Annotated in this window: 11 protein-coding genes; 10 read left to right on the top strand and 1 reads right to left on the bottom strand. The window is 37.9% G+C overall.

Translation table 11 applies throughout. The features are described from left to right. The first annotated feature begins 30 nt into the window (after nucleotides 1-30). The 10 genes from FYJ51_RS07855 to FYJ51_RS07810 all read left to right on the top strand — a co-directional run bounded on the left by FYJ51_RS07855 (nucleotide 31) and on the right by FYJ51_RS07810 (nucleotide 15573). The gene (locus tag FYJ51_RS07855) at nucleotides 31-2139 is read left to right on the top strand and encodes a site-specific DNA-methyltransferase (RefSeq protein WP_154504760.1); all 2109 of its coding nucleotides are present in this window, start codon (nucleotides 31-33) and stop codon (nucleotides 2137-2139) included. Then, the gene (locus FYJ51_RS07850) at nucleotides 2139-4994 is read left to right on the top strand and encodes a DEAD/DEAH box helicase (protein WP_154504758.1); all 2856 of its coding nucleotides are present in this window, start codon (nucleotides 2139-2141) and stop codon (nucleotides 4992-4994) included. The genes FYJ51_RS07855 and FYJ51_RS07850 overlap by 1 nt, the downstream gene beginning before the upstream one ends. 20 nt (nucleotides 4995-5014) lie before the next feature. Then, nucleotides 5015-7657, top strand: a complete 2643-nt coding sequence (locus FYJ51_RS07845; RefSeq protein WP_154504756.1) for a DNA-directed RNA polymerase subunit alpha C-terminal domain-containing protein — start codon at nucleotides 5015-5017, stop codon at nucleotides 7655-7657. 2 nt (nucleotides 7658-7659) lie between these two features. Next, entirely contained in the window at nucleotides 7660-8868 is a 1209-nt protein-coding gene (locus tag FYJ51_RS07840) for a hypothetical protein (RefSeq protein WP_154504754.1), read from the top strand. Next, on the top strand, nucleotides 8868-10742 hold the full coding sequence (locus FYJ51_RS07835; RefSeq protein ID WP_205946245.1) for a DEAD/DEAH box helicase: 1875 nt from the start codon (nucleotides 8868-8870) through the stop codon (nucleotides 10740-10742). Before FYJ51_RS07840 ends, FYJ51_RS07835 begins: the two co-directional genes overlap by 1 nt. 13 nt (nucleotides 10743-10755) lie before the next feature. Further along, nucleotides 10756-12363 (top strand): AAA family ATPase, encoded by a 1608-nt coding sequence (locus FYJ51_RS07830; RefSeq protein ID WP_154504752.1) that lies wholly within the window; start codon nucleotides 10756-10758, stop codon nucleotides 12361-12363. Continuing rightward, nucleotides 12360-13433: a 5-methylcytosine restriction system specificity protein McrC gene (locus FYJ51_RS07825; protein ID WP_154504750.1), complete on the top strand. Its 1074-nt coding sequence runs from the start codon at nucleotides 12360-12362 to the stop codon at nucleotides 13431-13433. The genes FYJ51_RS07830 and FYJ51_RS07825 overlap by 4 nt, the downstream gene beginning before the upstream one ends. A 242-nt stretch (nucleotides 13434-13675) precedes the next feature. Then, nucleotides 13676-14011, top strand: a complete 336-nt coding sequence (locus FYJ51_RS07820; protein ID WP_154504748.1) for a hypothetical protein — start codon at nucleotides 13676-13678, stop codon at nucleotides 14009-14011. 364 nt (nucleotides 14012-14375) lie between these two features. Then, on the top strand, nucleotides 14376-15152 hold the full coding sequence (gene udp / locus FYJ51_RS07815) for a uridine phosphorylase (protein WP_154504746.1): 777 nt from the start codon (nucleotides 14376-14378) through the stop codon (nucleotides 15150-15152). 37 nt (nucleotides 15153-15189) lie between these two features. Then, complete coding sequence (locus FYJ51_RS07810; protein WP_154504744.1) at nucleotides 15190-15573, top strand: VOC family protein; 384 nt, start codon at nucleotides 15190-15192, stop codon at nucleotides 15571-15573. Between the two features lie 158 nt (nucleotides 15574-15731). Here the strand turns inward: FYJ51_RS07810 and FYJ51_RS07805 are convergent, their stop codons facing one another. Continuing rightward, entirely contained in the window at nucleotides 15732-16637 is a 906-nt protein-coding gene (locus FYJ51_RS07805) for a patatin-like phospholipase family protein (RefSeq protein WP_154504742.1), read from the bottom strand. Between the last annotated feature and the right edge of the window lie 75 nt (nucleotides 16638-16712).

Genomic DNA, 16712 nt, shown 5'->3' with positions numbered 1-16712 from the left:
TATAAAGCATCGTCAAATTGGGGATATAAAATGGCAGCATTAGATGAATTAATTGACAAGATTGAAGACAAAGAATTACGGAAGAGGATCCTTGAAGAAACAAATAAGCTGAGAAATCAGCGGAAGTTTGGCTTGGTTTTTGAAGATCATATTCCTGAATGCACGCCTCTTTATGGAGTTGAAATTAAAAAAGGAGTATCTGTTGCTTTAAAAAATGGCCAAATTAATGATGTTTTTGATGTGCTTAGTATTGAAGGAAAAAATGTATATTGCAAGAATCGTAAAACTGGAACCACTACTTATAAAGATATTAGTGAGTTAGTTGCTGTTGCTGAGTTCGGAGATCCAATCTATCCATATCTCCTAAAAATTGATTCGATCTGCAACGCACCAGACAGTGATCTCTGGCACACTCTAATAGAAGCTGATAACTATCATGCATTACAGTTGCTTGAATATTTGTATGCAGGAAAGGTGGATTGTATTTATATTGATCCACCGTATAATACTGGCGCAAGAGATTGGAAGTATAACAATAATTACGTAGACGGTAGTGATGCATATCGGCACAGCAAATGGCTGTCGTTTATGGAGAAGCGGCTGAAGCTGGCGAAGAAGCTGCTAAATCCTGGGGACTCGGTTCTTATCGTGACGATTGATGAAAAGGAGTATTTGCATCTCGGATGTTTGCTGGAACAAATGTTTCCAGAAGCTAAAATTCAAATGGTCAGCAGCGTTGTGAACCCTACATCTGTTGCACGAAGCAACGAGTTCAATCGCAACAATGAATTTTTATTCTTTGTTATGATAGGAAACTACCATATTACTCCTATTGAAGAATCTGTGTTTAGCAAGAATACGAATGGAAAAGTTAGGTGGCGTGGGTTTAGGCGAACCAATGCGGCCAATACTAGAGACAAAACTAATACGCAATTTTATCCGATTTTCGTGAACTCATTAAATAATAAAATCGAAAAAGTCGGAGATCCTCTACCTAGAAGTGTTGATATTAATACTGTTCAAGACATGCCTGGCTGTACTACGGTTTTCCCAATTAAGGATGATGGCACAGAGATGATGTGGGGGGTTAGTGCTAATGAGTGTAGAGATCGCCTTTCAAAGGGTTATATCAGAGCTAGTAAAGCAACCTATAATAAACCTCAAAAATATTTGATAGAATACCTGACTTCTGGAACTATATCTGACATTGATTCTGGAAGAGTAGTTATTAAAGGCTATAAAACTGATGGAAGTGCTATTGCGGAAAATGTTTCCACAGTAAAAGTTTTGCCAAAAACACAATGGGATTACAGGAGCCATGGTGCAAGAGAATACGGGACAAAATACCTTACTGAAATATTTCATGATAAGCGCTTTCAATTTCCAAAGTCACTTTATGCCGTTCATGACTGTTTAAGGTTTTTTGTTTCTGATAAGCCTAATGCTCTTATAATCGACTTTTTTGGCGGCTCGGGCACCACACTTCATGCAGTTAACTTATTGAATGCAGAAGACGGTGGGGACCGACGCTGCATAATTGTGACGAACAACGAAGTGTCCGATGCTGAGGCAAAAACACTGACAATTCAAGGATACAGGCCAGGTGACGAGGAATGGGAGAAGCTTGGCATTGCTCGCTATGTCACATGGCCGCGTACAGTCTGCTCGATAGAAGGACGTGATATTAATAATTTCCCTTTAAAAGGTAATTATTTAGGCTTAGATGGGCAGAAGGAGACTGGTCAGCCTATGGCAGATGGTTTCAAAGCTAACTGTATCTTTTTTAAGCTTGGATTCCTTGATAAAAATGCAGTTTCTCTTGGAAGGCAATTGTGCGAGTTAGTTCCTCTTCTTTGGATGAAGGCTGGCGCAATTGGAGAATGTCCAGAAATTGATCGCTCACAAGTTTCCCAAATGCTGTTTTTCCCCAAAAATAAAATGGCGATTTTGGTGAAGGAATCTTATTATTCAAGATTTATTCTAGAATTACAAAAACATCGAGAAATTCAAACGATTTTTATTGTTACTGATTCTGATGATAGTTACCGCGAAATGATTAAACCTCTTAGAGGAAAGACTACTTACCAGTTGTATCGTGATTATTTAGACAATTTCAAAATAAACGGAGGTAATCTCTGATGAAGGATGTATTGTTTGAATTTCAGGAGAAAGCTTTAAAAGAGATGAGGCAAGCAGATACTCTTGCTGTGATGGGGTATCAAAAGACGCAAAAGCCTCAAGTAATTGCATTATCTGCTCCAACTGGTTCAGGCAAAACTAATATTCTGATCAGTTTTATTGAGAATACATTATTCGGTGATGAGATAAAACCCGCTGAACCTAACTCAGTCTTTATTTGGCTATCGGATTCTCCAGAATTGAATAATCAGACAAGATTAAAATTTGAAGAGAAGGGAGATAGATTATCGCCTGGTTCCTTGGTGACAATTGAAAGTACTTATGATTCTGAAATGTTGTCACCAGGACATATCTATTTCATTAATACCCAGAAGCTTGGAAGGGATAAACTGTTGACTAAAATTTCTGATTCCCGACAGTATTCTATCTGGGAAACAATTCAGAATACGGTTAACCGTAATCCCAGGACTTATTTGATAATTGATGAAGCCCACAAAGGTACGAAGAATGATAGAGAAGCTCGTGAAGCTCAATCCATCATGCAGAAATTTATTGTCGGTAGTCCAGAAGATGGAATATCGCCTATGCCTTTAATTATAGGGATTTCTGCAACACCTCAACGTTTTCTCAAACTTGTAAGTGCAACTCCTTCTACTATTTTCCGTGTGCCTGTTGCTGCAGAAGATGTCAGAGAATCTGGACTGTTAAAAGACAGAATATTTATTAAATTTCCTGATTCCAATCAGATGCCAGATATGGCAATGCTACAAGCAGCGGCTGACGACTGGAAAGAAAAATGTGATCATTGGGAATGGTATAGCAACTACAATGAAGGAACTTTAGTTGAACCTGTATTAGTTATTCAGGTGCTGGATGGAACTAATAATAGCGTAACAGCGACGGATCTTGGAGCTTGTTTAAAAACCATTGAGGAAAGAATTGGAATTAGGTTTAAATCAGGGGATGTTGCGCATACTTTTAATGATTATGGTGATTTAAAAGCTGACGGCATTGATATTTACTATATTGAACCTTCAAGTATTGAAGAGAGAAAAAGTATCAAAGTAGTCTTCTTTAAGATGAATCTATCGACGGGATGGGATTGCCCACGCGCTGAAACAATGATGTCTTTCAGACGCGCTACAGATTCAACATATATCGCGCAGTTACTTGGAAGAATGATTCGTACACCGCTAGCCAGACGAATTCCTTCTGATGAAGTCCTAAATGATGTGAAACTCTTTCTTCCGCACTTTGACGAACATACCGTAAATGACGTGGTTGCTGCTCTTAAGGAAACAGATGGTCCGGATATTCCTTCAGAAATCACTACCATGAAGAAGACGACTATCCTTACAGCTAATCCAATTATCAGCATTCACTCTCCTTCTAGTCAGAATATTCAAGAAAAGGATGATTCTGAATCACAAAAGGGTAATTCATCGAGTTTTGGTTTTCATGGTCCTGCTGTTAATGTTACCAATCAGCCAGTAACAAACCATATTGAACCGAAAACAAGCTTTGTGAGTGAGGATGGTCAATCTAATCCTGCAAATTCAGATGGGACTGTTCAAGAACCTGAAAAGCCTTATTGCGGTAGTTCTTCCAAATTGGATGACGATCTAACTATTCCACCAGTTATTACGTCTGATGTTTCTTCTACCAGTGAAGTAAAGCCTATCATACCTACTTTTGACCGGCTCCAGGTTATTAAGGCAATTAATATTTCTGCATTATCTACATACTCTGTTTCGAAAACAAAGAAAAAGAAAGCTTCGAAATCACTGTTTGATCTGGTTAATCTTCTTGTATTAAATGGTATCAATACGGATGCAAAGGATGATGCTGTAGATTCATTGGTAGACTTAATCCATGCGTCTATTCAAAGGATGAAGGAAGAGGGAATATTTGCTGATTTATCAAAAAAAGCAACCCAGTTTAAACTAAAAACCCTCAAAGTAGATAGTGCGTGGAATTCAGAGATTCTGTCATCTTTATCGGATTCGATGCTAACTACAACACTTGATATTGACAAAAAATATGAGATTGCTAATGCTCTTCTTGGTACAAGATCAGTAGGGCAGACTTTCTTGAAAAAGTATGGAGATCTTGACGATCTTGATTCTTCTAAAATTGAAGTGATTGTTTTCACTGATAATTCTGAATGCATGTCAAAATATGAATATCAGTGTGATCGTATGTTCAATGAGCTTTATGATAGATCAAGGATTTCAGTTTCCAAAGCTTCTGATAATATTAGAAATCGCTATAACGACATTGGCGCTTTATCCGCAACAATTAAAAGGGGAATACTCAATCTCCCATATGATATTGACTTCCCAATGTACACGAAGGGAGAGATATTTAACGATCACTTATATGCAGATAATAATGGTCAGGTTAGGATTGATCTAAATAGTTGGGAACATGGATTAATAAAGGAAGAAGAGAGCCAGCCGGATTTTGTTTGCTGGCTTAGATTTGTTGAACGTAAGTCATGGTCTATTTTGATTCCCTATGAAATGAATCATGAAAAAAGAGCTGCATATCCGGATATGCTCATAGTTCGTAAACATGGTTTTGATGATTTCCTTTTTGATATTTTGGAACCACATGATCCTACACGAAGGGACAATTTGGGAAAAGCAAAAGGTTTCGCCAAGTATGCTGAAGAAAACTTGTCGACAGAAATTGGACATCTCCAATTGATACGTTATGAAAAAGGAGATGATGGCCATAATCATTTTCTTAGGCTTGACCTGACAAAACGCGAAACTAGAGAAAAAGTATTGAAAGCAAATTCTAATGATGAGATTGATTCCATTTTTGCTTCTAATGGTTTTTACATTCAATAATAAAGAGATGAACAAGAATTATGTTTGATGAAAAGTATCGGGATATTCCAATTGAACGACTAGCCTTAAGCGCAAGGACTTTTCATATGCTTAAAAGAGCAGGGATCGACACAATTGGAAAGGTTCATGATTCTTCATTAAATTCCTTATCTCATCTAGAAGGGATCGGATCACTCTCTGCAGCAGAACTGGAAAGAGTAAAAAATGAAATTGAGAATAATGAATTGAATTTAGCAGATGGTGATTTTGTTATTCCAAATAGAAGTGATAATTCCGCTCCTCGATCTCTTGCTATCGATGTTTTTAAGTCTTATCACTTATCAAATAGAGCAATTAATAAATTGGTTAGCCTTTCGATTGTTACACCTGAAAAGATCGTTACTCTGACTCCGGAATATATCTTTAAACTTCCTGGTATTGGTGAAAAAACAGCCTTAGAAATAATTGCCTTTTTGCAGAAATATAAAGATGAATATGAGATGCCTTTAGGTGAAAGAAACATAATTTCTGAAATGATCTCTTTTTCGCCAGAAGATAAACAAGTTTTCCAAGCTGCAGGAATTCAAATTGATGTGGAAAAAACTGAAGTTTCAGAGGAAAATTATGTCCAATACATTTATCAGAATCCAGATGTTCAAAAAGCAATTAAGAATAAGATTCTCGAAATCATTGGAAATTATCCAGATGGGATCTCTTTATCTGACCTTCTTGACAGAATGCCAAAGCATTTAAGTAATACTGTAATAACTGAGCAGTTTGTATTTGACTTGGAAGGAATTGATCAGATTGAAGAAAAAGAAGGCAAGCTCGTCCGCATATTTCCTCGTTTTTCATCATATATTTCGAAGAATCTAACAGGAAGAGAAAAAGAAATTGTATTAAAACGGATCTCAGGGTTAACACTCGAAACAATAGCCAATGATTATGGTTTAACCAGAGAAAGAGTTCGTCAGATTTATAACAAGGCAGTAAGAAATAAGCCTCGTGTTAGAGAGGATGATTATTTGTATGCTTTTGAACATTACCAGATTTCAAAAGAAAATTTTCAGTTCGCATTTCCGAATGAACCAAATGAAACTTTTTATTACCTTTCATTCAGCGCAGTTTCTAAGTTTGAGGATCGAAAACCATTAGAAGCAGCCCTGGAAGACGAGAATATCCCTACAAGAATAAGAAGACAGTTAGAAAAAGCAACTAATAAAAATTATCTAATAATTGACGGAAATCGGATTCCAAAGAGTAGGGGTGAGATCATAAGGTATCTTGTACAAACATTATGTGTTGAGGATACTAAAGCTGATGACTTTGCAGAATTCTATAACCAATTTCTTGCTGACAACGGACTTGAGAATGTTGAAAGCTTATCCTTGAACTCTGCGCAATATATTAATAATCGTCTAGCTGTTTCCAGATTCGTTTTATGGAAACAAGGGAGAACCTTCAGATATTACAACATTGATGGCCGCGACTATTCCGATTTAGTTTCTGTTCTGAATTTAAGAAACTATCGTGGATTGGAAATTTCAACACTAAAGCTGTTCCGCGATTACTCTGAGGTCATGGATGATTATGATATTCATGATGAATATGAACTTCATGATCTATTAAAGAAAATTTGGAATGAATACTCTGATGGTACGGAAGTAGAATTTGCCAGGATGCCAACTCTTGTGATTGGAAAAGCTGATCGTACAAAGCAACTGAAACAGTTCATGTTTGATCGTGCACCGATATCTTTGCAGGATTATTGCCAACAATATGAAGAAGCATATGGATTCCGAGCAGCAACCGTGATGGGCTCGTATGTTTCTATTCTCTACCCATATTTAAAGGATGGAAGTTTAATTTATACGGAATCTCACCTTACACATGAGCAGTATGAATTCTTAAGAGTAACACTAACAGATGATGTATATTCATTTAATCAAATTAAATCCATCTTTCATCAAAAATATCCAGATGAAAACCCAGATAAGGTCACCTCATATTCTTTGAATTTACTTGGCTTTCATATTTATTCTACATATCTCATAAATGGTAGATATCAAAATGCTAGTGATTATCTGCATCATGTATTGCTAGAATCAGATGTTGTTGATATTTCTACAATTAATCCTGTATTTTCCTCAACTTCAACTTTTACGAATTATTTGTATGGATGTAAATATAATTTGGATCTGATTGAATTTGAGCCAAAGCAATATCTGAATTTTAGAAGATTAGCTAGTAAAGGGTATTCGAAAACTGACTTGAGAGAAATTACTGATAGCCTGGCATTGTCCAAAGATAGAGGCACTTATTTCACCATTAAATCTTTAAGAAATGAAGGATTTACTAGCCAATTTGATGATCTGGGGATGGATGATTGTTTTTATGAATCCATTATTCTTGCGGATCGTATTAATTTCTCCTCTACTAAGTTTGGACTTCAGAGACTTTTCTGCAAAGGAAAAGAAGCAGTATTCACTGATTTTCTTTACAGATTACTCGAAGAACTAGAAAGTATCGATATCTTCGACTTAGAGGAATTGTTAACTGATAGGTATGGTTTTAAAATAAAGCATGACAAATTGATGGAGACCATCAAAGAAACTAATCTTTATTACGACAAGATTATGGAGAAGGTCTATATCGATTATGACACTTATTTTGCGGAGGTATAATTATGGGCTTATTAGAAGAGCAAAAAGAAAATGGGACAGTTATAAGGACAGCACAGACAAGAAAACTAACAATTGATGGCGTGACACGAGCATATCCAGTGTACAAAATTAAACTGTCAAACCTTTTTTACAATGATCAGAATGATCGCATTGCAACCTGGATCAGTAAATATAAGTCTGATCATAATGGAAAAGCTCCTGATACTTCGGATAGAAACTCATACAATGACATCATTGAACAATTCATTGTTGAAAGTAATCCCGATGCGATCAATAAAACGCAGAATAATATTGAACTGGTAGATCAGAGAGAACCAGGTGTGGTGTTAAACGATGGAAGAATCATTGATGGTAATCGTCGTTTTACTTGTCTCAGAAGACTGTCTAAGAAAAATGAAAAATATGGCTACTTTGAGGCGGTGATTCTAAATCGAAGCCTTGAAACAAGTACTAAAGAGATCAAGATGTTAGAGCTCTCAATCCAGCATGGTGAAGAGAGTAAAGTGGATTATAACCCAATTGACCGATTGGTAGGTGTTTATAACGATATCATCAACACAAAACTAATTTCAGTGGAAGAATATGCAAGAAGCACGAATGAAGACGTCAAACAGGTAAATCATAGGGTGGAAGTTGCCCAGTTAATGGTGGAATTCCTTGAATTTATTAATGCTCCAGAACAATTCTATATTGCTCGTGATCTAGGAGTCGCTGCAACACTTGAGGAACTTCCGAATCTGTTGAAGAAATGCAAAAATGATGACGAGAAAGATAATTTGAAAAATGTTGTATTTACAAATATTCTCATGCATCCACCTGGAGAAATGCGCGGTTTCCAGAGAAATATAAAAACTGTTATCGGTTCTGATTATAAAGAGGAATTCATTGATAAACAGATGGAAATTGCTCAGAAGGTGGTCGATACTTTACCTCCAGTAGGGGAAGTGAGCACTCAGAAGATTCGTGAAGTAATTAGAAACAATGATCCTGTTGTTCAAGAACTTGAAGCATCTATGGATCAGACTTTACTAAAGGTAAAAAGAAACCAGACAAGAAATGAGCCGATTCGCTTGGCAGAAAAAGCAAATGAATATCTTGAAGGAATAGATGAGAATATTCTTGCCAAGATGAGCGATTCAGAAATTGACAGATTTGTCGAGCAGATTACCCATATCAAAAACACTCTTAAAAAGCTTGAGGAAAATATCTAGTGAGAACATGGATTCTTGATTATGATGGAGCCTTGTCTCTGAAATTTACTCCTCCTGATAGTTTAAGCTTCAAAAGTACTGCATTCTATAAACTGTATCTCAGAAGATATATCCGTGAATGTTACGATGGACTTATACGATTTAAACCTGCATTAAACTATCGGGATTATGAAAAAATAATTAATCTATGTGAAAAGGAAGCAATCCATAACAACATAGACTTTTCGGTGAGCAAAGAATTAAGAGAATATATCGATCAACGTAACATCTATATTGAGAGTCGCTCACGCCTTGGAATTGAAATTAAGAAACATGAAGATAAGCTAGAGGACAAATATTTTGAATATAAACAAATTGTAGACAGGCATATGACAAGACAACTGCGAGATCAGCAGATGCGAGATTCTTTTTTCATGTGCGCAATGCAGAGGGCTGCCGACTTTTCTGTTCCTGGTTCTGGGAAAACGGCTTCTGTTCTTGGAGTTTATGCATATCTTCATTATAAAAATCTAGCAAATAAAATCGTGGTGATTTGCCCTAAGAATGCGTTTGGTTCATGGATAGATGAATTTCATGCATGTTTTGATGGATTAGATACATTGAATGTTTTTAATGTTCATGATGACAAATTCAAGAACCGAGAAGAACGTAGGGAGGCTTTGTTGTATTATTCGGGAAAATGCAATTTATTCTTGATTAACTATGAATCTGTGGAGAGCATCTATGAGGAACTAAGAGAAATCATAGATAGGCATAGTCTCCTTGTTTATGATGAAGTTCATAGAATAAAAAGAATTGATGGAAGAAGAGCACAGTATTCGTTGGCTATTGCAAAAAATGCTTCATATGCAATTGTCATGACCGGAACTCCTCTGCCAAATGGGTATTCAGATATATATAATTTCCTGCACATCCTGTTTCCTGATGAATATAATGATTTTTTTGGATTTAGTCAGGGTATGCTTAGCAATCCAGCACAATCTGATATTGATCAGATTAATAATAAACTTCAACCTTTCTTTTGCAGAACAACTAAAGATCAATTAGGAGTTCCTAAGGCGAATCCGGATGAAATCATTGAAGTAGAAACAACACCTGATGAAGAGAGAATTGCTGAAATCCTGAAGATGAAATACAGGAGAAATAAGCTCGCTTTGTTTATCAGGTTGTTACAGGCAGAAAGCAATCCTAAAATVCTGCTTGAAAGATTAGACATGTCTCAATTTCAGTATTTGATTGATGACTCTGTGGAGAGTATTGATCAGATTGATGTTGCCGATTATAGCGATGAGATTAAAGAACTAATCAATAGGAATGATTTAACTTCAAAATATAAACAATGCATTGACTTAATTCAGAAATTAGTAAACGAAAAGAAGACAGTTATTGTTTGGTGCATTTTTATCAATTCCATTCGAAGAGTTACAAGAGATCTTGAAAAAGCAGGGATTATCTCAAAAGCAGTGTATGGAGAAATAGAACTGGATGAGCGTCAACAAATTATCAATGATTTTAAGAATGGCGATATTCAAGTTATGATAACGAATCCTCATACGTTGGCGGAATCAGTTTCCTTACATACTGTTTGCCATGATGCGGTATATTTTGAATACTCTTATAATCTTGTGCATCTGCTTCAGTCAAAAGATCGAATCAATCGCCTGGGGCTGCCTTCAAATCAATATACTCAATACTACTTTATTCAATCAGCTTATTCTGGTGAGCAGGGTGAATGGTCTATTGACGAAGAAGTCTATAACCGACTGAAAGATAAGGAAGAGATCATGTTAAATGCAATTGATAGACATGTTCTAGAAACTATGCCAACAAGTATGGAAGATCTCGATATCATTTTTTCAAAATTAAAGCTATGAGAGGATATTGAAAATGATGAATGAAGCAGAATTATTAAAAATCATCAGCGCTTATGAAGAAGATTTTCCTATCCACTGGGATGATGAAAAGTATAAGTGGGAAGCAGTAAGGTATTTTCAAGAACATTGGGATATCCAAGCTAATGAGTTTGCAAAAATGTTTTTTGATGCCACTTCCAAATGTGGTAATTTGCTGGCTTCATTGCAGTTTCAGCCCAGAGAAATGATCTACAATCTTGCAAAGGCGGATCAAGAAAAAGTTAGAAAAATGTTTTCTGATCTGTTCGATGAAGATGAAGATTTGCAGCATCGGTATCTTGATTTTTCAAATTCTGCAAAAAAACTGACTTCAGAATATTATCCAGGCAAGAAAGATTATCAAAGTGTAAATGCCATCAGCATTTATCTTTGGCTCAAATATCCGGAAAAATACACCATTATAAAATTCTCTGATCTTCGAAAGCTTGCAGCTGCAATTGATAGTGACTTTCTCCCTAAAAAGGGCAAACTATTAGATGAGCTTACTGATATAAATGAATTTATTAAACAGATTAACGATTCATTAAAACAGGACATAAGTTTAACGAAAACTTTTGACAACTCTATCACAGAAAAATGTTATCCTGATCCAAATCTGATGACATTAACAGCAGATTTTATTTTCTATTCCTCACGATATTACCTCCAAGGGTGGAATCTTGAACAGGATGATGAACCAGAAGGTCAGGAATCAATTCCTTTCTATTCTCAAGATAATTATGCTCCTTATGACAAATCAAGATTTTTGGATCAGGTTTTTATTTCTGAAAATTTATATGAGGAGATAAAAGATATTCTTTCTATCAAAGAGAACATTATTTTTCAAGGGCCTCCTGGCGTTGGGAAAACATTCAGTGCAAAGCGACTTGCCTATGCTCTTATGGGTGAAGTAAACGATGATAGGATCGAATTTGTGCAATTTCATCAAAATTATTCTTATGAAGATTTCATAATGGGATATAAACCTACGGAAGACGGAGGATTCACATTAAAAAATGGCGTATTCTATGATTTCTGTGAGAAAGCAAAAAAGAATCCTGGACAGGACTACTTCTTTATTATTGACGAAATAAATCGTGGTAATCTTAGTAAAATTTTCGGTGAATTATTGATTGCTATTGAAGCGGGATACCGAGATAAATCAGTTAGGCTTGCTTACCGAAATGAGCAGTTTTCAGTTCCCTCAAAGCTTCATATTATCGGTTTAATGAATACAGCAGATCGAAGCCTTGCGGTGATCGATTATGCTTTAAGGAGAAGATTCAGTTTTGTATCTCTAAAACCGGGTTTTGAATCTAAAGGATTTAGGGAATATCAAAGGTCTTTATCTAATTCTATGTTTGATCATTTGATTTCTAAAGTGATCGAATTAAATGGGGTTATAGAAAAAGATCAATCACTTGGAGATGGATTCTGCATTGGCCATAGTTATTTTTGCGATCTGACAAAAGAAAAGTGCACAAAAAGAAGAATGCAAGAAATCGTTAAATACGATATCATTCCGACGCTAAAAGAATATTGGTTCGATGATAAAGAAAAGCTTGATAGGTGGAGTAAGGTTTTGTTAGATGTTGTCAAATGACTGAAAATAAGGGAATATTCATTAAAAATATCTACTACATGCTAGCGTATGCTTATCAGGTTCTTAAGCAATTAAATTATCAGAAGATTGCTGCTGAACCTTTTGATAATATTTATGATTTATTCGCTGCAATTTTAGCCATCGGAATGGCTCAGCTTTCTAAGCAGGGTTTATATAAAGAATATATTTCTTCTCGGGACGATCTCAGTATTCTTCGAGGAAAGCTTGACTTGAATGGATCGATTCAGAACAGGCTAAGAAATAAGCAATTACTCACTTGCGATTATGATGAACTTTCCGAAAATAACTTGGCTAACCAAGTCATTAAAAGCACGGCGGTTTTCCTTTCGAAATGCAATGAAGTAAGAAAGGAGAACCAAGAATCACTTCTCAAAGGGTTAGGTGGGTTTTCTCACGTTGAACTCATTGATCTTAAACGTATCAAATGGGGAAAGGTGAATATTCAGCAAAATCGACAGAATTATAGAATGCTACTAAACCTTAGCTGTTTTGTGGCAAATAGCTTACTAATGACAACTGAATCTGGAAAATACTCTATGCAGCAATTCACAGATGAGAATATGGCTGCTTTATTTGAAAAATTCATTCTTGAATATTTCCGAAGAAACCATCCTGAACTTGATGCTTCTGCCTCCTATGTAAGCTGGGACATTAGAAGTGAATTATCAGCATCTGCTTTAGAGTACCTTCCAAAGATGAAGACTGATATTTCGCTTACTAAGGGGAATAAGAAACTAATTATCGATGCAAAATACTATAGATCTCTCTGGCAGCATTACGATAAGAATTCTTCTGATGCTAGTAGTACGATACGTAATAATCATTTATATCAAATCATGAGCTATGTAAGGAATGCCGATACCGAACGAACAGGTAATGTAAGTGGAATGTTGCTTTATGCCAAACCTGGGAATGAGATGTTTGATTTTGATTATCCGAATATTGGAGGAAATCATTATGTCATTAAAACTCTGGATTTAAATACTGATTTTTCTTTAATTTCTTCTCAACTAGATTCCATCGTTACTGATTTTTTTGAAGAGAACTGAGAATGCCCGTCGGTTGTGACATATTTCTGTGATTAAGAATTCATGCAATTGTCACAACAACCATTGACTAGCATCAAAAGCTAATCTCTTGAAAGTTAATCTTTATGCATAAGATTACGCAAAGCAGAGAGGCGAAGCTTCCTTCAAAGAATCGCATAATGGACCTTATGTGAAGTGCATGGTAATGATTACTCTACTAAGGGCAACGGCAACAGAGAACTAATGGGAGTGTTTACATAAGGGTGACCATTTCTCTTTCTGGTGATGCAATTGCTGAAGTTCAGATTTATTTAGATGGGGAGTTCATCACCCATACCGCTGACCTGAATTACCAGATTGATTCCATTGACGCTTCAAAAGACCATCAGATCAGAGTAGTAGCAATTTCTTCGGATAAGTCTAGATTTACTCCAAGTGAATCTACTTTCACCGCAGGTAGGTATTATTATCCGACTCCCGAACTGATTACTCCAACCCCGGAAATAACTCCGGAGCCACTCCTGCTCCAAGCCCATCCGCTTGTCCAGCATCAGCGGAAACATAAATCGCAGAATTCTATGTGGGCTGTTTCAACGTAAGAGCAGAATTCTCATTGATTCGATAGGCATCTTATGTCCAGAAATTCATCCGACGCTCTCTAACGATAAGAATGAAAGGGTCTGAGATTGTTTCATGTCTGACTGCTGGTATCTACAACCTGGTTTTCGTGAAGTTCTCAATAGGAAGCACGGCTAGAATTACTGTAAGCGGTAAGAATGATATTGATTCCATATCAGATTACTGCTGATTATCCTGAAGCAATAAAGAAGCCAGGGGAACTATGAATGATATGGCGGCGTGCAGTCAGAAGTATTGCACTGATTAGAAGAAGTGTTTTGAAGTGTTCTCAGACAGTTGATCATGTGATCTTTGTTCTCATAAAAAGTGAAAGGATATTCAATCATGGACAAGACAAAAGAAGACTATCAGTTTCATCTGCACATCAGACCAGGAGACGTAGGAAAGTACGTGATTCTGCCTGGAGATCCAGGCCGATGCAAGCGGATCGCAGAATACTTTGATAATCCGAAGCTGATTGCATCAAACCGGGAATTCACGACCTATACCGGAACTCTGAATGGAGAAAAGGTAAGTGTATGCTCTACCGGAATCGGAGGGCCTTCTGCGGCCATCGCAATGGAAGAGCTGGTTCATTGCGGGGCTGATACGTTTATCCGTACCGGCACCAGCGGAGGCATGGATCCGAATGTGATTCCTGGTGATATCGTGATTGCTTCCGGAGCGATCCGGATGGAAGGAACCTCAAAGGAATATATGCCGATTGAGTTTCCTGCAGTTGCTGATTTTGATGTGACGATGAATCTGGTGAATGCAGCAAAGAAGCTCGGGTACCGGTATCATGTCGGGATTGTGGAATGCAAGGATTCGTTCTATGGTCAGCAGCATCCTGAGACCATGGGAGTGGACTACGAGCTTCAGAACAAATGGAATGCATGGCTGAAAGGCGGAACGCTCTGCTCTGAGATGGAATCTGCTGCTCTCTATACCATTGCTTCAGTACGGCATGTAAAGGTCAGTACTGTGCTTCTGGTATTCCAGAACCAGGAGCGCAGAAAGCTCGGGTTCGAAGAGTATGCTTCAGATAAAGACATGGATTCGTGCCTGAAGACAGCAATCGAAGCAATCAGGATGATGATTCAAGAAGCGAAAGAAAGGTGAGCTTTCTTTTGCGGGCAGAGATTCCGAGGAGGAACCGATGAGGATTGAACATATTGCTATGTATGTGAATGATCTGGAAGGGACGAAGCAGTTCTTTGAGAAATACTTCGGCGCTGTTTCAAATCAGCTTTATCACAACAGGAATACAGGCTTCAGATCCTATTTTCTGTCTTTTTCTGATGGAGCACGTCTGGAAATCATGAACAAGCCAGGCATGACGGATCCGGAAAAAGGAACGGCAAGGACCGGGTATGTTCATATTGCATTCAGTGTCGGCAGCAAAGCCAGGGTAGATGAACTCACTGAGACTCTGAAGAGGGATGGCTATCAGGTGATCAGCGGCCCCAGAACAACCGGAGATGGCTACTATGAGAGCTGTATCCTGGCAATAGAAGGAAACCAGGTTGAGATCACTGAGTAGGATATGACAATTCAGAATCATTTCCAGAAACATCTGAACCAATTCCTGGTGAAAGATCGGCTGAATCATCTGCATGCTGATGGAAAAACCGGACCAATGAAGAAAACAATTCCTATGGTCCGGTTTTCATGAACAGGCAGTACCTGTCTTGCTTCATCTTATTCTGTTTCGCTCAGATATTTTCTGAGTCTAGGTGCAGAGGCTCTTGTATCGGCTCTTCCTAGCTCATAGAGAGCTCCGAGCTTTTCCATATCTCCTGAGAACATCGGGATCCGGATGTTCTCAGAGGGACTGATCACGAAGATTCTCCCATTCTCCTCCAGCTCATCAATTTGATTCAGAATCCGGTTGGTCCTGTGCTTCATGGTTTTCAGCTTTTCATCGAATTCCGGATACTTCTTATAAAAAGAATCACACAGGCGGGCAGGGTAGTCTCTTTCCTGTCTCCATCCTTCCGGTCTGGTCTTGACGATCAGAATCTTTTCATATCCCTGAGTAAGTGCCCATTCCAGAGGGACCGGATCAGAGATTCCTCCATCCATGCAGGGGACTCCTTCTATGACAACGGGTTCTGACAGAAAGGGAACGGTAGCGCCTGCTCGTACTCCTCGCCAGAACCAGGGGTCTTTTCCTTTTTCGAAGTATCTTGGCATCCCCGTCTTCATGTCTGTGGCAATTGCTACATGTCGAAGGTCCTGGCGGTAATAGCGGGCATTGTCTGCTGGCCAGAACTGCTCAACGCCTTCATGCATGAATCGGAAGCCGGAGATGCCATGGTTCTCGATCAATGCGCGCCAGCCCACAAACCGGCTGTCATGCCGGTATTTCAGAGTGATATATGGTCCTCTTCCGATCTGTCCGGTCAGATAGTTGACGGACATCAGCGCTCCTGCCGATACCCCGATGGAACAGTCGAGATTGATTCCCTGGATCATCAGCTCATCGATGACCCCCTGGGTATATACTCCTCGCCAGCCTCCGCCTTCGAACACGGCACATCCGTGAATAAAATGATTGTCTGCTTTTCCTTTCGGAAGCTCATTCAGCCTGCTGTATTCTTTCATACCTCCAGTCTTGATCGTGACTGGCTTTCATGCCATAGTCATTCCGTGCATTCTGTAAGGTTCTTTCCGGAACGT

Source organism: Stecheria intestinalis (assembly GCF_009696165.1).
GTDB lineage: Bacteria > Bacillota_I > Bacilli_A > Erysipelotrichales > Erysipelotrichaceae > Bulleidia > Bulleidia intestinalis.
The sequence above is the reverse complement of the archived record's forward strand: the minus strand, read 5'-3'. Positions and strand labels throughout refer to the sequence as shown.

Bases quoted from the DNA above. Each gene is read 5' to 3' on its own strand.
- FYJ51_RS07855 (WP_154504760.1), top strand. From the start codon at position 31: ATGGCAGCATTAGATGAATTAATTGACAAGATTGAAGACAAAGAATTA.
- FYJ51_RS07850 (WP_154504758.1), top strand. From the start codon at position 2,139: ATGAAGGATGTATTGTTTGAATTTCAGGAGAAAGCTTTAAAAGAGATG.
- FYJ51_RS07845 (WP_154504756.1), top strand. From the start codon at position 5,015: ATGTTTGATGAAAAGTATCGGGATATTCCAATTGAACGACTAGCCTTA.
- FYJ51_RS07840 (WP_154504754.1), top strand. From the start codon at position 7,660: ATGGGCTTATTAGAAGAGCAAAAAGAAAATGGGACAGTTATAAGGACA.
- FYJ51_RS07830 (WP_154504752.1), top strand. From the start codon at position 10,756: ATGATGAATGAAGCAGAATTATTAAAAATCATCAGCGCTTATGAAGAA.
- FYJ51_RS07825 (WP_154504750.1), top strand. From the start codon at position 12,360: ATGACTGAAAATAAGGGAATATTCATTAAAAATATCTACTACATGCTA.
- udp (WP_154504746.1), top strand. From the start codon at position 14,376: ATGGACAAGACAAAAGAAGACTATCAGTTTCATCTGCACATCAGACCA.
- FYJ51_RS07810 (WP_154504744.1), top strand. From the start codon at position 15,190: ATGAGGATTGAACATATTGCTATGTATGTGAATGATCTGGAAGGGACG.
- FYJ51_RS07805 (WP_154504742.1), bottom strand. From the start codon at position 16,637: ATGAAAGAATACAGCAGGCTGAATGAGCTTCCGAAAGGAAAAGCAGAC.